The organism is Rickettsiella endosymbiont of Xylota segnis (assembly GCF_964019545.1).
In the GTDB taxonomy this organism is placed as follows: domain Bacteria; phylum Pseudomonadota; class Gammaproteobacteria; order Diplorickettsiales; family Diplorickettsiaceae; genus Aquirickettsiella.
The window spans coordinates 950,062-968,453 of record NZ_OZ026451.1 but is presented as its reverse complement, the minus strand read 5'-3'; the positions used below and the strand labels follow the sequence as shown (position 1 = coordinate 968,453).

At 37.6% G+C, this 18,392-nt stretch carries 18 protein-coding genes; 6 read left to right on the top strand and 12 right to left on the bottom strand.

The features are described from left to right. Positions 1-21: 21 nt before the first annotated feature. The gene (gene rsmD, locus AACL18_RS04465; RefSeq protein ID WP_339049570.1) at positions 22-594 is read right to left on the bottom strand and encodes a 16S rRNA (guanine(966)-N(2))-methyltransferase RsmD; all 573 of its coding nucleotides are present in this window, start codon (positions 592-594) and stop codon (positions 22-24) included. Positions 595-698: 104 nt separating this feature from the next. On the opposite strand from rsmD, the gene ftsY reads away from it, so the two are divergent. Together ftsY and AACL18_RS04455 are read left to right on the top strand one after the other, a co-directional pair. After that, the gene (ftsY, locus tag AACL18_RS04460; RefSeq protein WP_339049568.1) at positions 699-1,694 is read left to right on the top strand and encodes a signal recognition particle-docking protein FtsY; all 996 of its coding nucleotides are present in this window, start codon (positions 699-701) and stop codon (positions 1,692-1,694) included. A 256-nt stretch (positions 1,695-1,950) separates the two neighbouring features. After that, complete coding sequence (locus AACL18_RS04455) at positions 1,951-2,136, top strand: rubredoxin (protein ID WP_339049567.1); 186 nt, start codon at positions 1,951-1,953, stop codon at positions 2,134-2,136. Here the strand turns inward: AACL18_RS04455 and hemJ are convergent. Then, the gene (hemJ, locus tag AACL18_RS04450; protein ID WP_339049566.1) at positions 2,131-2,559 is read right to left on the bottom strand and encodes a protoporphyrinogen oxidase HemJ; all 429 of its coding nucleotides are present in this window, start codon (positions 2,557-2,559) and stop codon (positions 2,131-2,133) included. The genes AACL18_RS04455 and hemJ overlap by 6 nt on opposite strands. Before the next feature lie 52 nt (positions 2,560-2,611). On the opposite strand from hemJ, the gene hemF reads away from it, so the two are divergent. Beyond that, the gene (gene hemF / locus AACL18_RS04445) at positions 2,612-3,529 is read left to right on the top strand and encodes an oxygen-dependent coproporphyrinogen oxidase (protein WP_339049565.1); all 918 of its coding nucleotides are present in this window, start codon (positions 2,612-2,614) and stop codon (positions 3,527-3,529) included. Between the two features lie 61 nt (positions 3,530-3,590). Here hemF and AACL18_RS04440 read toward each other — a convergent pair whose 3' ends face one another. After that, positions 3,591-4,829, bottom strand: a complete 1,239-nt coding sequence (locus AACL18_RS04440) for a tyrosine-type recombinase/integrase (RefSeq protein ID WP_339049564.1) — start codon at positions 4,827-4,829, stop codon at positions 3,591-3,593. A gap of 144 nt (positions 4,830-4,973) precedes the next feature. On the opposite strand from AACL18_RS04440, the gene AACL18_RS04435 reads away from it, so the two are divergent. The 3 genes from AACL18_RS04435 (at position 4,974) to AACL18_RS04425 (ending at position 8,955) form a co-directional block, all read left to right on the top strand. Further along, positions 4,974-6,428, top strand: coding sequence for a hypothetical protein (locus AACL18_RS04435; RefSeq protein WP_339049562.1), 1,455 nt, complete (start codon positions 4,974-4,976; stop codon positions 6,426-6,428). Between the two features lie 119 nt (positions 6,429-6,547). Beyond that, positions 6,548-7,996 (top strand): hypothetical protein, encoded by a 1,449-nt coding sequence (locus tag AACL18_RS04430; protein ID WP_339049561.1) that lies wholly within the window; start codon positions 6,548-6,550, stop codon positions 7,994-7,996. 44 nt (positions 7,997-8,040) lie between these two features. Further along, positions 8,041-8,955, top strand: coding sequence for an SPFH domain-containing protein (locus tag AACL18_RS04425; RefSeq protein WP_339049560.1), 915 nt, complete (start codon positions 8,041-8,043; stop codon positions 8,953-8,955). A 53-nt stretch (positions 8,956-9,008) separates the two neighbouring features. On the opposite strand, the gene pdxT is transcribed toward AACL18_RS04425, so the two are convergent. From pdxT to AACL18_RS04380, 9 genes are all read right to left on the bottom strand, one after another. Continuing rightward, positions 9,009-9,584 (bottom strand): pyridoxal 5'-phosphate synthase glutaminase subunit PdxT, encoded by a 576-nt coding sequence (gene pdxT, locus AACL18_RS04420; protein ID WP_339049559.1) that lies wholly within the window; start codon positions 9,582-9,584, stop codon positions 9,009-9,011. 144 nt (positions 9,585-9,728) lie between these two features. After that, positions 9,729-10,607: a pyridoxal 5'-phosphate synthase lyase subunit PdxS gene (pdxS, locus tag AACL18_RS04415; RefSeq protein WP_339049558.1), complete on the bottom strand. Its 879-nt coding sequence runs from the start codon at positions 10,605-10,607 to the stop codon at positions 9,729-9,731. Positions 10,608-10,733: 126 nt separating this feature from the next. Then, positions 10,734-12,041 (bottom strand): DEAD/DEAH box helicase, encoded by a 1,308-nt coding sequence (locus AACL18_RS04410; protein ID WP_339049556.1) that lies wholly within the window; start codon positions 12,039-12,041, stop codon positions 10,734-10,736. Between the two features lie 377 nt (positions 12,042-12,418). Then, a complete protein-coding gene (locus tag AACL18_RS04405) occupies positions 12,419-12,577 on the bottom strand; it encodes a hypothetical protein (RefSeq protein ID WP_339049555.1) in 159 nt (52 codons plus the stop codon). A 134-nt stretch (positions 12,578-12,711) separates the two neighbouring features. Further along, entirely contained in the window at positions 12,712-13,101 is a 390-nt protein-coding gene (locus AACL18_RS04400; protein ID WP_339049554.1) for a hypothetical protein, read from the bottom strand. Positions 13,102-13,489: 388 nt separating this feature from the next. Then, positions 13,490-14,593 carry a tyrosine-type recombinase/integrase gene (locus AACL18_RS04395; RefSeq protein WP_339049553.1) on the bottom strand — a complete coding sequence of 368 codons (1,104 nt, stop codon included), beginning with the start codon at positions 14,591-14,593 and terminating at the stop codon, positions 13,490-13,492. 315 nt (positions 14,594-14,908) lie between these two features. Then, the gene (locus AACL18_RS04390; RefSeq protein ID WP_339049552.1) at positions 14,909-15,676 is read right to left on the bottom strand and encodes a hypothetical protein; all 768 of its coding nucleotides are present in this window, start codon (positions 15,674-15,676) and stop codon (positions 14,909-14,911) included. Positions 15,677-15,722: 46 nt separating this feature from the next. After that, positions 15,723-17,000 carry an HBL/NHE enterotoxin family protein gene (locus AACL18_RS04385; RefSeq protein WP_339049551.1) on the bottom strand — a complete coding sequence of 426 codons (1,278 nt, stop codon included), beginning with the start codon at positions 16,998-17,000 and terminating at the stop codon, positions 15,723-15,725. 36 nt (positions 17,001-17,036) lie between these two features. Beyond that, positions 17,037-18,287, bottom strand: a complete 1,251-nt coding sequence (locus tag AACL18_RS04380) for an HBL/NHE enterotoxin family protein (RefSeq protein WP_339049550.1) — start codon at positions 18,285-18,287, stop codon at positions 17,037-17,039. Positions 18,288-18,392 lie beyond the last annotated feature (105 nt).

Sequence of the window (18,392 nt, the reverse complement as noted above, 5' to 3'; positions counted from 1 at the left end):
ATATAAAGTCAAGTCATGCTTTTATAGGTTCGATTTAATTAAAGCATATTGCACCTGGCCGGCTGTTTTACAGTGCTGAATCTCCCAATTTTCGGGCAATAAAAGTGGTTCAATGCTGGCTGCGGTTTCCATATAAATCATGCTTTCAGAGGCTAATAGACCTTCTTTGATTAACCAGGCGCACGCCGAGCCTAGCAAATTTTGATGAAAAGGCGGATCCAAAAAGACAATATTAAATAGAGGTTTTTTTGATTTAAATAATTGTGTTGCGACAAAAGGAAATTGAGCCTGATAAACCTGGGCACGGTTTTCTACGCTAAACTGCTTTAGCTGAGTTTTTAAATAGGAAACTAATAGCTTCGATTGTTCGATAAAGCAAACTGATTTAGCGTGACGTGACAGTGCTTCAAACCCTAAAGCACCGCTACCTGCGAACAAATCTAAACAATAAGCATCGGCCAGATAGGGAGTTAACCAATTAAATAATGTTTCTCGGATGCGATTCGGTGTCGGACGTAAATCCGGCATAGCTGGGAAATGCAGTTTTCTGCCGCGCCATTGTCCACCAATGATCCTTACTTCACCTTTTTTCATAAAAAATACAATTTAAATAAATAAATGTTTTATGTTGTAAACACATAAATTGTTGTATGATCGCGCAGCACTTGTCAAACCCCCAATTGCTGTGAGTATAGACTATGTTTAAATTTTTAAAACGCAAAGAACCTCAACCCGATGTTCCTAATCAAGAAGGTTCATTGAGCAATAAAAATAGTTTTTTTAATCGCATAAAAAATAGTTTACAGAAAACGCGCCAGCAACTCACTGAAAATCTTGCTAATTTAGTATTAGGTAAAAAAAAGGTTGATACCGCATTAATTGAGGAACTTGAAGATTTACTGTTAACAGCGGATGTCGGCCCCACGGTGACACAAGAAATTATTCAACATTTAACGTTGAAGCTGGCTCGTAATCAATTAGCAGATGGTCAGGCGGTATGGGATGTATTGCAACACCAATTAGGTGAATTACTGCAACCCTGTGAACAGGAATTAGTGATTAATTCTGCACATAAACCTACTGTTATATTAGTGGTAGGAGTTAATGGTGTTGGTAAAACGACGAGTATTGGCAAACTAGCCCATTACTTGCAGAAGCAAGGGAAGCAAGTGATGTTAGCCGCAGGTGATACGTTTCGTGCAGCAGCAACTGAACAATTAATGATTTGGGCAGAACGCAATCATATCCCGATCGTTGCTCAACATCAGGGTGCGGATAGCGCTTCAGTTATTTATGATGCTTTTCAAGCGGCGCAAGCGAGAAATATAGATGTGTTAATTGCTGATACCGCCGGACGTTTGCATACCAAACATAATTTAATGCAAGAATTACAAAAAGTTAAAAAAGTCATTAGTAAATTAGATGCAACAGCACCACACGAAATTATGTTAATACTGGATGCTGGCACCGGTCAAAATGCTTTATTGCAAGCTGAAGCTTTTGATGAGGCAATATCTTTAACCAGTTTGATGCTGACTAAATTAGATGGTACTGCCAAAGGAGGAGTGATTTTTGCCATCGCTAAAAAATTAGCGTTGCCGATCCGTTTTGTCGGTTTGGGTGAAGGTATTGATGATCTACAAGTTTTTTCGGCACAGGAATTCGTTCGCGCTCTATTTACTATTGAAAAATAAGTTATAAAAAATTACACTAGCAGCCGCCCTTGCGCGAGCAATGTTTTTCTAACAAAATATTACGACCCTTATCATTCTTTTCTAGACCGCTGCGAATAGCCGTGATCTGCAATAGAAGCTGTGGATTTGGCTGAAAATGGAACTTATGGGGTAAAACCGCTTAAAAACTTTGCTAAAAAGAAATAATTTCTTTATATTTCTTAGTGGGTAATTCTAATAGTAAATTTTAATGAGTTAATTTATAAAGAGTGGGAAAATGACAGCAGACGCAAAAGTTTTTAGAAAATACATGTGTTTACTTTGTGGTTACGTTTACGATGAGGAGAAAGGCTGGGAAGAAGATGGAATTCTACCTGGAACCCGTTGGGAGGATGTACCACTAACCTGGCGTTGTCCTGAATGTGGTGCGCTGAAAGAAGATTTTGAGATGGTAGAGTTATAAACTAAAAGGGTGTACCTCTGCGACGATGACGATGGCAATGAGCAATAAGGTGGGGAACTCATTCAGCCAACGATAAAAAAAGCTGGAGTGTTGATTATTTTCAAGCTTAAAATCGCGTAAGCATTTTCCACAATAGAGGTGAAATAGGATTAATATAGCCACTAAAGCTAATTTTAGTTGCATCCAAGTCGCTCCAGCATAATAGTTGGCGGAATAGCTAAACAAAATTAATCCAAATAAAAGGGTTAATAAAGCCGCTGGTACCATAATATAATAGTAAAGACGATGTTCCATGATCTTAAAGCGTTCAATACTGATCCTATCTTTGGCATCGGCATGGTAAACAAATAAGCGCGGTAAATAAAATAAACCTGCAAACCAAGCGACCATGGCGATAATATGCAATGCTTTAATCCAAGGCATGTAGTGCTCCAAGTTTTTATTGATAATTTAATTTTAAGCAAAAAACTTTATTATGAATTATGACGTAATTATTCCGACAATCAAAGATTATTTGCTCGCATTGCAAACTAAAATTTGTTTGAGTTTAGAAAATGAAGAACAACAAGGAAAATTTTTGATTGATGATTGGATACGCAACGAAGGTGGTGGCGGCAAAACCTGTGTTTTGAGTGAAGGGGCGGTGATCGAACGCGGTGCAGTTAATTTTTCGCATGTCTTTGGTGCTGCTTTACCTCCTAGTGCCAGCCAACGTCATCCTGATCTAACAGCTGCTGCATTTCAAGCAACCGGAATTTCTTTAGTTTTACATCCACGCAATCCTTATGTGCCCACCGTACATATGAATTTGCGTTTTATTGCGGTTTCCGATACTGATCAGCAAGCCGCACAATGGTGGTTTGGTGGTGGTTTTGATTTAACACCCTATTATCCTTTTTTAGAAGATTGTCGCCATTGGCATCTTATCGCTAAACAAAGCTGTGATCCCTTTGGTTTAGAACTTTATCCGCAATACAAAAAAAATTGTGATGATTATTTTTATTTAAAGCATCGGCAAGAGGCACGCGGTATTGGTGGACTATTTTTTGATGATCTCAATCAATGGGATTTTAAGCAATGTTTTGAGTTTATTAAAAGTGTCGGTGATCATTTTTTATTAGCCTATCTTCCGATACTGAAACTGCGTAAAGACACTGCTTATGGTGAGCGTGAACGTCAATTTCAAGCATATCGACGCAGTCGCTATGTAGAATTTAATCTGATTTATGATCGCGGGACTTTATTTGGTTTACAAAGTGGCGGGCGTGTAGAATCAATATTGACCTCATTGCCGCCACAAGCGAATTGGCAATATAATTGGCAGCCGGAGCCTGGCTCTAATGAAGCGAAATTAACTGAAAAATTTTTGGCCGCTAGAGATTGGTTGGCTTAATCGCTGGGTTGTATAGATTGTCTCGCCTCGCTATGCGTTCCCAATGACACTTAATAGGAGATTACGCAAGGGGATCTAATTTTTTCTTCTTGGCGGAAGCATGACGCGCACGCATTTCGACATCGATATATTGATCAGTAATCGCACTAGAGCTATGCCCCGCATCATCACGTACATGTTCACGGGGACGATGTTTGACATCTTCGGAAATTCCCGTGTGACGTAACCAATGTACGGTTGCGGTTTTTAATTCTATTGCTTCGTCTTTGAGACCGTCTTTAACCATACGTGCAAAAGCCTCGTCAAAACAAGTTTTGACGATACAGCGAATTTGCCGAGTACTATGTAGTGCAGCTTGACCACGGGCTTTACTAATTAAAGGCGTGGTTTCGCCGCGGCTCGGTAAACTCATCAGCCCTAAATTTTCGCGGTAACGTTTTAATGCATTTAACATATCGTCGCTGACGCTAATTAAACGTTCTTTATTTCCCTTGCCGACCGTTAAAAACCACCAATTACCATCGGTATCTTTTTGAAAATGACCCATTTGCGGTTCCCAGCGTGCGCTAGCGGCGAGTTCAGAAATCCGTAGATACATGCCATACAAAGCTTTCATAATAAATAAGGTTCTATTATGCAGATCCGGTTTTTGTTCAAAGAGCATTTCTGCGGTTTCTATCACGTAGGACCATTGTAATTCACTTAAGCGACGTACTTGATGATTGCTTTTTTGTTGTCGTATGAATTTACTTTTTTGTCGAATCTGTGCGACTGGATTGAAATGAATATAGTCTTCTTGAATCAGATAATTATAAAAACTTCCGCATACTGCAAAAATTGCTTGTAAGGCTTTTTGGGATAAGGCATATTTTTTTATATCCGGCATGATGCCTTGCTGACTGGCCATTTTATTAATGGTAGCGACAAAGGGTCGCCAATCAGGGTGCGGAGTTCTCTGGCCCTGATGTGTGAAATAACGTGCTACGGTTTTAACGCCGATCCAATGTTTAGGAGGCTGCTGACAGAATTCTATAAAGGATTCAAAGTCGTCGCGGCGCAGTTCTTTAATCGATTTTCCTAAAACAAACCAGCTCCATTGTAATAAACGTTCAATTTCACGTCGATACGCATTAAATGTAGCCTCGCTACCGCGATAACTATATAGAAACTGTAAGGCTTGAGAATAATCTTGGCCGGCATAAGGCTTATCATGTGTCAACACCGGAAAATGGTTAAGATTATTTTTTGGATCGATAAATTTTAAACTATCAAATAAAGGAGTCGGAGAAATAAGTGACATGTGGGTATTTTAATAAGATTCTGGCTAGTTTAACAAGCTTTTATGAAAAAATATGAGATAAATAAAAAATTTAATATTTAACAAGTAATTTTTAAAAAAATTTAGTATAATGCCGGCCTTCCTTTTAGGAGGTAAATAAGCTTAATGCCCATGATTGTTTCTAGCATAAAGAAACACATCACTACCACTGAGTTTTGGCGGGCCATGTCGTTCGTCTTGAAGCGCCTCGAAACTATCGCTAAATACCTGACTAAACTTCCACTTCCATTTACGTTTAGCCTCTATATCTTACATCTGACAAGAGCAGGGTTGAGGATATATAGCTATTTTAACAAAACTAAAAATAAAAATTTAGGTGATACATTTAAGCTATTATTTGCGGTATTTAAAGTATCGATAGCTGTTATTGCCTTAATTTTACTTGGATGTGGACTTGTTTCTTTACCGGCGGTATTAGTAAGCTCGTTTTTTGCATACAGTATTCTGAAGCTTATTCATAGTTCAATAGTTTTGTTCATCAGTACGGTTTCCTACTTGAAAATCGATAAAAATTCCCTGGAACAGCAATGGAGGCGTGCATACTATCGCGATAATATCACTAAACATGTTAGCCTGCTCAGTGGCGGCCTATTGTTTGTATTATTAACCTGCCTATTTAACGCGGGTGCAAGCATTTTAATATGGACTAACCCGTTGCTGTTGTTGGTTGATGTATTGATATGCGTGGCCGTACTCGCAAGCGCATTTTATTTCAGCTATAGAATTGCTCAAAATAAGCGGACAGCTAGCGAAAATGCATGGACGAAAAGGGATAAGATTACAACCATAAAAAAAATTTTATTGTTGTTCGGTCTAAATTTAGTCGTTTTGCTAGTCATTGCTACGGCGCCGAGTTTAGGCGTCTCAGCAGTAGTGGGTGCGTTGATAGTGCTCAGTACCCAAGATGTCTTATTAACTATTTATTATTATTTTTATGGTGTTTATGTAGCGGATCCTGAACCGGCTAATCTTGATGAGGAACAATTAAATGCACGCTTTGATCAAACCAGTCGCGACTATTATCAAACATTTTCGCCCACTTATTATTTACAGACACAAGTTTCAGAAAAATTCCCTCAGCTAAACGATGTCATTAAAGCCAATAAAAAACTACTTTTAAAAGTAACTTTGCTAAAAATACTGCAATTAAGAAGTAAAAGAGCAAAAACTGCAAAATTAGGCTTAGTAAGTCGATTTTTTTCACTCGAAGAAAAGTTTGAGATCAAAGAAGAGTATTTACTGCGTGAATTAGCTTGGAGCTTAAATACGGATAATCTCCAAGATTTAATCGAACTTATTCTTGCCAGCAGCGATTTGCTCGAAAATAAAAGAGCCGGGGTTTTAGGAGATCTTGAACTACAAAAAATCTTAGGTCACTTAGTTGGTTTAGCCGAGCAAGAAAAACGGGTTCAACAAGCAGAAATTGTTAAACCCAAAGCATTTTATCAATCTTTTTGGAAAAAGGTGGGTGCCTGCGAAGCGATCTCACAGGCATTTCGGGTGTCGCGAAACATAGAGGAGCAGATAAGTCTATCCAATCCATCCTGGAGGCCTATTTGAGCTAATTAAATCAAAAAATTATTTGTTGTGGTGTTAAGGATAGTAAAAGGAAACTTAACTATAATAAGCCGCTTCATACTCTCAAGTATGTAATTAAGAAACATGTCATAGAGTAGATTATGCCTATTACTGTGCTTAGCGAATGGTTTCTTTTAGAATTTAAGATTGCCGAGCTTAAAGTTTATTTAGCTTTAGAAAAATTGCGGCGCTTAAACAGAGCTATCTTATTTCAGTTACAAGAAATATATCGATCTATCGCTTCCATTTCTCTTTGGCGGCTGATCCTGCTCGTGTTAAAACGCTTCGGCAGTATTACCAAAAATTGGCTTAAGGAAAATAAAATTGATGAATGGCTTAAAGCTATTCTGCATGGCGCTTATTTAGGTGCATTTGAAGGCTTATATATTTTTTTATATTTCCTACATTTTTTTAGAGCTTTTTTAACGATCATTGATTATTTTTCTGATCAAGGTAACAAAAATCTAGTTGAAGTAACCAAATTTTTATATGCTGTTTTTAAAGTATTAATTTCCTTGTTGATGCTGGCTTTCATGATTGTGACGCTGGCGCATGGCATAGCATTCATAAATCTAGCTCTTTACCATAACATCAAAATTTTTTTTCTTATTTATAGTTTGTCGAAACTTGCAATTAGTTTTTTTACTTTAGGTTTTAGTTTTATTAATTTTAAAAACGCTAATAGTGCTCTCGATCAGGTTTGGCTAAAAAAGCAATACGAAAATAACCTCAAGAAACATCGTGAGATCTTAATAGTTGCAGTGCCCATAACACTTATTTTAAGCTTGTTGAGCCTAGGTTTAGTGAGCGGACCTTGGTTTTGGGCCATGCTTGGCATAGCGAGCATTTTTCTAATAATCGATGTGACCAAGGCTATTTACTATTATGTAAAAGGTAGCGGTGTACCCGAACCTGCTGTGGCTCAATTACCGCAAGAGAATGCATTCATCGATGTTGCAAATAATAATTATTATTACAGAAAATGTCGTACTGCCAGACTCAGTAACAACGACCCTGAAGGTAATCGTATTTATCTGTTAAAAGAAACTATTGTAAAAATTATTCAGTTACAAACCAAATTAGAAAATAATTCAACTTCGCGATTTTGGTTTTTTTCAGAAAAAGCAAAAATTCAAAAAAAAATTGATGGTTTAATTCAAGATGCTCAAGAACTTTTAAAAGATAAGCCAGACAAAATAGCGTTAATAATACAACTGTCAGTGTCTTTACAGGAAGATCTTTCGGAAATAAAAGATGACCCTAAGACTGTAGGTATCGTGCAAGAATACATACGTGGATTAAAAAATCAATTGCAAGTCATGAGACAGGGCGACGATTGTTCAGTTAAATTACATTTGAATAATAAAAATAATAAGTTATGGAAATTAATTTTTACGGAAGAAACAGGTAAAGAATCTATTCCTAAATCACAAGCTTTTCAACAATCTTTTTTTCGGAAAAAAGCGGATTGTGAAGATATTCATGATGCCTGTCAGGTGTTGTTAGAACAGAACTTTCATACCCTGCGCTCTAACATGGCCGCTGGATGAATACCTGTGTTAAAATAGTCTAAATTTTAATCAGAGATACCCTTATGTCGCTATCATTGTTATTTATTTTAATTATACCTATAGCAATTTTGCTATTTAAGAGTTTTTTTACGGTTAATCAACAATCGGTTGATGTTATTGAGCGTTTTGGTAAATATACACGTTGCGCGCATGCCGGTTTAAATTTCAAAATTCCCTTCATCGAACGCATTGCCGGTGTCATTTCACTGCGAATCTATCCCTTGGATGTCACCTTAGATACCAAAACTCAAGACAATGTGATCGTCAAAATTCAGGTTTCGGTTCAATACCGGATCAAAGAAGACCGCGTATATGATGCGTTTTACAAACTAGAAAATGCCAGAGAACAAATCACCGCTTATGTTTTGGATTTAGTGCGTGCTGAAGTTCCGAGCATGAGTTTAGATGCTGTCTTCGAAAAGAAAGATAGTATCGCGAATGCCGTAAAAAATGAATTAACCGGCACCATGCAAGAATTTGGTTATGAGATTGTGAAAGCGTTGGTCACCAATATTGATCCTGATGAGAAAGTGAAACATGCCATGAATGAAATCAATGAACAACAACGTTTACAAGTAGCTGCACAAGCAAAAGGGGAAGCAGAAAAGATTTTGAAAGTTAAACAAGCCGAAGCCGAAGCAGAAAGTAAACGCTTACAAGGCGAGGGGATTGCTAATCAACGTAAGGCTATTATCTGTGGCTTGCAGCAATCGGTAGGCGAATTTCAAAAAGCTATTCCTGGTGTGACAGCGGCCGATACCATGAATTTGGCATTGATTACACAATATTTTGATACACTGAAAGAAATTGGCGCTAATAGTAAAAGTACGACTATCTTGTTACCGCATTCGCCAGGCGGGTTAAAAGATATTGCTGCGCAACTTCAAGAAAGTATTATTACCGGAAATCTAGTCGCGAATGCTGAAAATTCAGAATAATTAAATAGATTGTCACGCACCTAAGCGCGCGGCAATCTACCGTTTTATTTAATTTAAGATTTTGCCGTACTGCAGGCTACTTGCTGGACAAAATAACGATGTAAATAATTATCTGGACTCAGCTCCGGATGAAAACTGGCGGCGATAACATTATTTTCTTGTACGGCAACTATTTGATCTTGATATTTTGCTAATACTTTAATGTCAGCGTTTTCTAGGAGCGTTAATTTAGGAGCGCGGATGAAAACCATTTCCATTGCTAGATCTCTTACAATACACTGTCCGCTGACTACTTGCGATGCGAGTTGCCTACCGTAGGCGTTGCGAGTCGCGCAAATGCTAATACGACCCAAGCTATCTTGTGTCGGCGATAATACGGTTTTAGCCAGTAGTATAGCTCCGGCGCAAATACCCAAAATAGGTTTGTCATAATCTATAAGACTTATCCAAAGCTGCTGTTGTTTAAGCAGCTTGATCAATACCGAGCTTTCTCCACCCGGTATAATTAACGCATCACTGGTAATCAATGCGCGGCGATCACGTATCAGCGAACAAAACACACCGAGCTTATTTAAACAGTCGATATGCGTTTGATAACCACCTTGTAATGCTAAAACACCGATATTCATAATTAGACCTCTTTACAAACCTGCGTTATAGACTTGATTTCATTGTTAAACGATTGGCTGCGATCCTCATTTACTTTAGTAAACTCCGGTTCTCGCCAATCACTTGCCTCGAACTAAAGCCCATAACTAGGTTTTGAAAGAGGTCTATAAAACCAAGTTGCTGATTTCTTCTTCTGACTTCAGGTTAAAGCCACTCATCCCTTCTGCGAGATCACTTGAAACATTGAGCAAAATTTGCGGATTATCAAAATGTGTCGTGGCTTGTACAATAGCACAGGCACGTTTTTCAGGATCCGCAGATTTAAAAATTCCTGAACCGACAAAAACGCTTTCTGCACCCAGTTGGCGTAATAAAGCGGCATCGGCCGGCGTCGCGACACCTCCCGCAGAAAAGTGTGGCACCGGTAATCTACCTTCCTCAGCAACCCAAAGTATTAATTCTAAAGGGGCATTTAAAATTTTTGCTTGAGCGAATAGTTCTTCTTTTTTTAAAATAGTCAGTTGTTTAATTTCGCGTGTGATTGCACGCATATGACGCACGGCTTCAAGAATGTTTCCTGAACCTGCTTCTCCTTTAGTACGTATCATGGCGGCGCCTTCAGCAATCCGTCTTAATGCTTCGCCTAGATTGCGACATCCACAAACAAAAGGTACTTCAAAAGCATGTTTGTCGATATGGCATTCGTCATCGGCGATGCTTAGCACTTCGCTTTCGTCGATAAAATCAACACATAATGATTGTAATAGCTGTGCTTCGACAAAATGACCAATACGCACTTTTGCCATCACCGGTATTGAGACGGCTTGCATAATCTCTTGAATAATTCTAGGAGAGGCCATACGTGCGATGCCACCCATTTTGCGAATGTCAGCAGGTACCCTTTCTAGCGCCATGACGGCACAAGCGCCTGCAGCTTCGGCGATGAGTGCTTGTTCAACATTAGTGACATCCATAATGACGCCACCTTTAAGCATTTCGGCAAGTCCAGTTTTAACACGTTGCGAATCATCGAGAAAATTCATAGCCTATTACCACCCTAAAAGTTTTATTCTGTTCGTCAGAAATCGTCGGCTATTGTACAATAAATTTCAAAAATACGTTATTTTTGCATTTTTAAAAAAAACAGTATTTGCTGTAAGTAAATTTGATTAATCAGTCGCTTTTTTTCTTCGGTTACCAGCAAAACTTTTTTGATGTGGGCGAGGTTTTGGTTTTCTATGCGCCGAATTTTGATGAGCATAGGAAAATTGTCTGGGTCGATCGGCTGTGGTCAGTTCAGCGGGTGCTTTGGTTTTCGCTTTATAATCAAATTCAGGGATAATACATTCTTCTAAACGTTTCTTAAGTAGATGTTCAATAGAACGGATTTGGCGTCTATCGCCGTTAGTAATCAAACTAAAGGCAGCACCTAATTTAGAGGCACGTCCGGTACGCCCAATACGGTGCGTATAATCTATGGCGGTATTTGGCATATCGAAGTTAATGACATGCGAGATATGATCGATATCAATTCCGCGTGCGGCAATATCGGTGGCCACTAAGAATTTTAATTCTCCATGTCGAAATTTACCGAGCGCAATTTTTCGTTTACTTTGCGATAAATTACCTTGAAAGGAAGTCGCTTTGTAACCAAGATGCGTAAGATGTTCTGCCAAGCGTTTGGCACGCTGTTTAGTGCGAGTAAAAATGATGGCCGACTCTACCGCACTGTTTAGTAAAATGGTTTCTAACAAATCGGTTTTCAGTGCTTCAGGAACCGGATACAGTGTTTGCGTGACGGTATTAGCCGGAGCGGACTCTCCAATTTTTATCGAAACAGGATTATTTAATACTTTGTCCGCTAATAAGCGGATATCGGACGACATTGTGGCAGAAAAAAGCAAGTTTTGGCGCTGCTTGGGTAAGTATTTTAAAATATCATAAATAGGCTCGCGGAATCCAAGATCAAACATATGATCGGCTTCGTCTAAGACTAATATCTCAATGTGGTTAAGATTAACTTGCCCATGCTTGTTTTTGTTTGTTTTTTTTGTTTTTCCCCCTTGTAGTAGGTCGAGTAAACGACCAGGGCAAGCGACGACAATGTCGATGCCACCGCGTAGAGTTCGATATTGTTCAGCGTAATTTTTGACGTTACCACCATAAATAGTGGCACAGCGTAAATCGGTTTCAGCACCGAGGTCATTGATAGCCATACAAATTTGATCAGCTAATTCACGTGTTGGGGCAAGGACGAGGCCACGTAATCGACCTTTAGGTCCATTTATGAGATGTTGTAGAAGTGGTAAGGCAAAAGCGGCAGTTTTACCGGTTCCGGTCTGAGCTAAACCAACGACATCTTGACCTCGCAAGATAGCCGGTATGGCTTTGGCTTGGATAGGTGTGGCGGTTTCGTAACCTTCGGCTTGAATACCGGATAAAATTTGGTCGTTTAAGTTAAATTCTGTAAAGTTCACTAAAAAGTTCCTGGCTATAAATAGTTGAGCCAAGTAACATCTTTAGCTCTAAAAGTGGGCTATTCTATCAGGCTTATGTAGCAAATGATAGGACAATTGCACTAAAAATAGACGATGGTTACAGCCAATATTTTGTTGCAAATCTAAGGATTTGAGGGTTGTTTTTCTCTAATCTTTCCATTAATTATATCGCTGAGTGGATGATTAACAGTCAGCCACTGGCTAGGCTAACCGTTTGAATTTAGCCTTTTTTTTATTATTCAAATTATCTCAATGTGTATGACGACGTTGCAGGGAGTCTCTCGCAGACATGCAAAAAAATATCGAAAGAATGGTCTACTAAGCAGAGAATAATTGCTTAATAGACCTACGCTTTTTTATGGAATGGTTATAGGAGGTATTGCGTTTAAAATACCGATAGCCTCTGTTACAGAAATAATGGCATCTTTTATAGCGATAGCAGCCGCTTCAGCTCCAGTTATGCCTTGCACCAGCGATAATACCGTGGTTAATACACTTAATACATTTGATAACAATCCATTATAACAATGATGGACATATTCTTATCCTATTAAATTTACTTTAGTGACTAATTTTTAATTAACTAATATCCATAAATTTTAGTAATATTGAAAAAGGCTGTTTGCTTTCTTTATCTAGGTTTAATTAATTATCTTACCGCGGGTAATCCGTTTAATATACTTAATGCACTCATAATAGAAGTGATTGCAGCTTGGACAGGTGCAATCGCGGCACCTGCGCCTGGAACTACAGCTAGCAAAGCGAGTACAGTATTTAATGTTCCAAGACGGTTGTAAGTAGAGTAGATATAATTGCGTTCATAATTTTCCTTTAATAATGGATAACTATTTTTACATGCGACGAGACAAGGAGAGAACGAAGTTCGGAGTCGAGGAGCCCGCGGTAGGCGCGCGTTGACGGGCAAAGCAGGAAACGCATCGCGCCGTAAAGTCATTGTGGGAGACGCGGGCATGAATCCCGTTAGGGATGAGTGCGCGTCGGACGCAGGACGGTCGCGGCCTAATGATAGTCGCGTCATGCGAACAAATTTTGGGGTTACGACGGCCGAAATTTTTCGTGAGCATAGCGACTCACTCGGAAGTATGTGTTCCACGATTTATAAGTTTCTTTGTTATTTGGATGAACATAAATGTCATCATTACTATTTAAATAGATAAATTCTTAATTATTACCATTTATGATAGATATAATTTATCATTAATCGCTAACACAAAAAACTGGAATTTATAGTGTTAAGTAAGTGCATGCCCAAAAAATAAGTAGGTGCAGGACCAAAAAGTTAGTATTTCTAATAATTGCTATCAAACGATTGACAATCAATCATAATAACGGGTCTATGGACAAAGCTAGCTATACTAAACGTGTACTAATATTTAAGCAGTAGGCGTATGCTTCAAGTTAATAAGTTATCTAACATTGGAACTTCTTTGTAGATGCGAATGTTTCAATAATGTGAATACATTGGTACTGCTGTTTTGCGTTACAATTGAGTCTACTGCCGAAATGAGGTTTGCAAGTTCTGCATTAGAATAATCGGTGGTCACACGTTGACTTTTATGTCCAAGTAGATCTTGTCTATCCTCGTAACTCACATTCGCTGCACGTAAGCGTCGACCAAATGTATGTTTTAGATCATGCACACGCAACTGTGACAATTGGGCTTTAGCTCGTGCATTTAGCCAAGCAGAATTTAACATACGTGATAAAGGTTTATTCCGATAAGTGAAAACGTATATGGGGTGGCTTCCGCGTTGCGCTTCAATCACTTGCTTGGCGCATTGATTTAAAATAACTAATCGATTTTGCCGATTTTTAACTAAATGGGCAGGAATAATAAATACGTAAGTATTAAGTTCGGGGACTTCAACTCGCCATTGCCATTGTAAGCGACAAATTTCTTGATCACGACAACCGGTATTTATAGCAAATATAGCCATTTGTTTTAAATGAAATGGTAAATGTTCCAACAAACGTTGTTCTTCGTCTTTGGATAAAGGGTAGGGTAATCGCTTATTTTTCTCAGTTAACAAACGAATTTTTGGTGCGCCGGCCAGCCAACTTAGACCATTTTCGTCTACCCACTCTTGTGCGGCGAGATTCAAGATCCGACGCACCACTTGTAATCCGTAATTTATGGTTCGATTTTTTACTCCTGCAATTCTACGTGTCAGTATGTAACTTTCTAGATTGCCATGATGAATCGCTGTCAATGGCAAATGACCGATAAATGGATCTAACTGCTTGAGTAAGCGTGCGTCCGTATGCAAGCTGGCTTTATGTTGATTTTCATTTAAAAATTTAAGTGCAGCTTGCCGAAAGTAACGTGTTGGCCTTATTCCATAAATACTTGCCTCGCGTATTCCTTCGAGTCGATGTATTAAATAACGTTCTGCTTCTGCTAAAGATGAAGACTTTGTACTTTCACAAATTCGTCGACCATAAATTTTTTTATTAATATGCCATATAGCGCCTCTTTTAATGAGGCCAGGCGAGCGGCGCTTACTGGGCATATCTAAAAACTCCTTAACAATCTCATTCAATGTCTAATATTGATTAATTCATGATAATTATAAAATATGTTTTACTAATGTATGTAAATTCAGCGTAAAAAAATTTAATTTTTAAATACGATGAACTTAAGGCAATTTGCCATGACCCTTTGGCTAAAAAACTATTCGAGCATGACGGTAGAGCGGACGGTATTTAGCTATTTTTAAATGCCTGACTGCGCCGGTTATGTTGCTGGTGTGTTAGAAACCCGTAAAGCGTTTTGATCGTTCAATAATTTAGGAAGTTGATTGAATACTCTAAATACCAGTACAGTTTCAACGCGTATTAACGATGTTCATTAATCCGGACCAATCTTTTTCCAGTGTCATTAATTTAGCTTTTAAGAAATGCGATTCAAAATCGATTCTTTTTAAAGAATTTTGAATATTGTTAATATTACCTTGCATGGCATCGCATTGCGTACTCAGTTGCTGATTGGAATTGAATAAATCAATAGATTGATTCAATAGTTGCTGAGTGTTTTTTTCATCCGTATCCAGATTTTCTATTTCTCGTTGGTTTGCTGATAATTTAACTTTAATTTCATTCAGTGCCGCATCAAAAGGTTTGATGCTTTCTAAAATTAGCGCAATAATCCAACTGAATATCCAGAAAGCCGTCATATAACTATCGATTTCTGATTTTTTGGCGTTAATTTGTTTTTCGATCATTTGTTTTTGACCACTCAGTCCTTCTTTTTCTACAGCCAATTCTTCAAGCTTAGTTTTTGCATTGCGTATCGATTTCGCGAGATCATCACGAATACTGCTCAATTGATTTCGCATGATGGCGGATTGGTTTTTGATATGAATGACTTTGTCATTAATCGAGCTTATTATTACAGTAAATTGTTGAATAGCTAAAGAGTCTCTTATTAAGACGGCAGGTAATTTATCGGTTAATGTTTGGTAGTTTTTTCTAAAATTGGAATCATAATCGCGAATGGATTGCATAAGCGGAGTCATTACCTCGGCTGATAAATCCATAGATAAGTATGAAATATTGACTGATCTAGCGTTGTAGGATCGGGCTAAATTAAACATAATGAGTGTTCCTTTTTTATATAAAGCTGCACAAAGAGTCTATAAATTATTCTTCAAGAGATTTATCTTTTGAATTTTCGACAATAATTTTTTGCATGAAACGTCCATTTTTTACTCGTGGTATACCTAATAAGTTTTGGTCATAAGTATCTTTCGAACTTACTACCTCTAAATGAGCTGAATTTTGAAAATCGCTAGCTTTCTCATATAGAGTATGTAAATCATCGCGTGTTAATGCCCACTGTTGCTTAATATATTCAATATCGTTAATGTCTAGTTCGCTTACAAATTTTTGTTTTAGTCGAGAAAAATTATCGCTTAATCCCTGCCAAGCCACAGCAAGATACTTTATGCTGCCTTCAAGTAGCCTCATATTTTTAGTAAAGCTATCCCACTGCTGTGTCAATGCGATATAAACCGCAGTTTCAATACTGTATTTTTTTAGTTTTTCAATACATTCTCTGTATTGAATAAGTGTATTATGTAATTTTTCTTGATACAGGGAAGGTACAGGTTTGTTATCAGAAAATACTTGAACATTACTAGTTATGATAGGAGTAGGTTCAGCTTGTATTTCTTTAGTTGGCTTAGTGTCTGATTTTGGTAGATCGGATTTGGATTGTGGTTTTTTATCAGGTATATATTCAGTAATCAATGAAGTTGATATTTTTAAAATGTTTTTTGTAGAATGCAATGCGCCGCTGGCAATCTGAGCATTGTTTTCATTGATTTCTTTTGCTAGTGTTTTAAGTAATGTTTGTAGCGCTGCTATTTCAGTTTGTTCGCCAATATAAAGTTCCTCGGCTATTTTCTGAGTATTTTTAAGTGTATCAGCGAATTTCAATTGATCATCAAGATATTTTTGAAAATCAGTGACGATCGCATTCGATTTATCCTTTTTTTCTGCTATAAAGTTGATTAACTCTTCAATCGCTTCAGCCACGTCAGCTGCTGAACCTGCTTTTTCACCTTCGTTTGCTTCGTTAAGCGTATTAAAAATTTCATAGATATCGAGATAGTAGCTAGAAAAAAAATTGTAAAAACCAGTTGTTTCGGTAAATAGGGATAAAATTTTAGGAGTATACTCATCCAGATAACGTCTAGCGATATCACGCATCTGTGTCTGCAGGATTTTTATGTCTAGTAATTTTTCTAGTTCGACATTTTTTTGAAGTAATAAAGTAATTGCCTTGGTTTGGCCCAAACTTTGTCCTGTCATAACTTGATTCAATGCAATAGGAAAATCTGCAGGAGCTAGGGATTTGATGCTTTGTGTAATGGGCTTAATCGATTGTTGATTACGCTCTAAGATAAAATTGTTCATTTTATATCCTTATGAATAGTAGAAGTAATGATGTTTTTAATAAGTTAATTCTGCAAGTTCGGTTAATGGTATTATCCAAGATTGAGGACTCGTAAGTCGTTTGGTTGATATACTGAATGCAGGGAAAGAATAGAATGTTTTTTCCAGTCTAAGCGAACGAGCTAATTCAGAATCAACTTTAACTTCTAAGCTGCCATTATTTTGTGCATTGACCGCTTGTTGCTTTAAGTCATCAAAATTTTTCTGAGTTGCTTTTAATTTATTAACTAGCATAAAGCGTCTTTCAGGATTAATAATATTGACTGAGCTTTCTAATTCTTGAAAATTATTATTAATAGTAATCCATGCCCTACGCATATTTTCGACGGCAGTATGTGCATTGGTATTATTATCTTTTAGTGACGTAAATTGATTTTTAGTATTCTCTAGTGCAGCCATTTCATCTTCAAGTTGCTTCATTTTTTGTAAGGCTTTTCCATAGTCGCGTTGCTTATTTTGAAGATCGATAGAGGCAGCGGTTACCATAGCAACTCCTGTTACTGTGGTAATTACACCCGCTACAATTAATTTCACTGCTGCTCCCCCCGTCACTACTGACCCGACAGCGCCTACACCTATCATCACGATGCCACCTACGATGGCAACTGCTCCACCAGCAATAAGACCTATGTCTTTATCGATAGCAGTCGTTATCGCATCAATATTTTTTCGTGTTGTCGCAATTTCTCCTTCGCTACCGGCATAAATTTTATTGGCATCAGCCACAATCGTTTGAAAATTACGATTATCGGATTCTAAATCAGTTCTAAACGATGAGAATTTCTCAATCAGTTGTTGAGTTTTGTTTTCTTTATCTTGAATGTTTTCTTTGAGCTCAGAAATACCTAATTTAAAATTTTTTGCATTAGCATCATTTGAACTTTGTATTTCAGCGGCAATTTTAATTAAATCTTCCCAATAAGAACTGGATAAATTACAAAATCCAGATACATCGGTATAAGTGGCGTTAATCTTGGGAACTAGATGATTTAACCAATACCTTGCATGTTCACGTGTCTCGTATTGTGTTTTTTCTATTGATTTAATTTTATCAAGTTTAATATTCCTTTGGGTAAGGCAAGTAGCGATATAGGTTTGCACTAATGATGAATTAGTATGAACATTACTCATGTTCTCTTTTACTAGTGCCGAGGCAATAACGTCATCCTCTGATGTAGAATAGGATCGAGCCATTATTGGGTTAAAAATTGAGCTTGAATAAGGGTGTGCTCTATTTAAGGTATTCATAGGATAACTTCCTTGGTAAGCGAAATATAAGCGATAATATAAAATGACGAGTTAATATAAATTAATAAATTTTCAAATAAAATCCTAATCAACATAAAGTATTAA

Excerpts from the sequence above, each read along its gene's own strand:
- rsmD (WP_339049570.1), bottom strand. The coding sequence starts at position 594 with ATGAAAAAAGGTGAAGTAAGGATCATTGGTGGACAATGGCGCGGCAGA.
- pdxS (WP_339049558.1), bottom strand. The coding sequence starts at position 10,607 with ATGAATTTTCTCGATGATTCGCAACGTGTTAAAACTGGACTTGCCGAA.
- AACL18_RS04440 (WP_339049564.1), bottom strand. The coding sequence starts at position 4,829 with ATGTCACTTATTTCTCCGACTCCTTTATTTGATAGTTTAAAATTTATC.
- AACL18_RS04395 (WP_339049553.1), bottom strand. The coding sequence starts at position 14,593 with ATGCCCAGTAAGCGCCGCTCGCCTGGCCTCATTAAAAGAGGCGCTATA.
- AACL18_RS04390 (WP_339049552.1), bottom strand. The coding sequence starts at position 15,676 with ATGTTTAATTTAGCCCGATCCTACAACGCTAGATCAGTCAATATTTCA.
- AACL18_RS04455 (WP_339049567.1), top strand. The coding sequence starts at position 1,951 with ATGACAGCAGACGCAAAAGTTTTTAGAAAATACATGTGTTTACTTTGT.
- AACL18_RS04385 (WP_339049551.1), bottom strand. The coding sequence starts at position 17,000 with ATGAACAATTTTATCTTAGAGCGTAATCAACAATCGATTAAGCCCATT.
- AACL18_RS04400 (WP_339049554.1), bottom strand. The coding sequence starts at position 13,101 with ATGACGCGACTATCATTAGGCCGCGACCGTCCTGCGTCCGACGCGCAC.
- ftsY (WP_339049568.1), top strand. The coding sequence starts at position 699 with ATGTTTAAATTTTTAAAACGCAAAGAACCTCAACCCGATGTTCCTAAT.
- AACL18_RS04430 (WP_339049561.1), top strand. The coding sequence starts at position 6,548 with ATGCCTATTACTGTGCTTAGCGAATGGTTTCTTTTAGAATTTAAGATT.
- hemJ (WP_339049566.1), bottom strand. The coding sequence starts at position 2,559 with ATGCCTTGGATTAAAGCATTGCATATTATCGCCATGGTCGCTTGGTTT.
- pdxT (WP_339049559.1), bottom strand. The coding sequence starts at position 9,584 with ATGAATATCGGTGTTTTAGCATTACAAGGTGGTTATCAAACGCATATC.
- AACL18_RS04435 (WP_339049562.1), top strand. The coding sequence starts at position 4,974 with ATGCCCATGATTGTTTCTAGCATAAAGAAACACATCACTACCACTGAG.
- AACL18_RS04425 (WP_339049560.1), top strand. The coding sequence starts at position 8,041 with ATGTCGCTATCATTGTTATTTATTTTAATTATACCTATAGCAATTTTG.
- hemF (WP_339049565.1), top strand. The coding sequence starts at position 2,612 with ATGAATTATGACGTAATTATTCCGACAATCAAAGATTATTTGCTCGCA.
- AACL18_RS04380 (WP_339049550.1), bottom strand. The coding sequence starts at position 18,287 with ATGAATACCTTAAATAGAGCACACCCTTATTCAAGCTCAATTTTTAAC.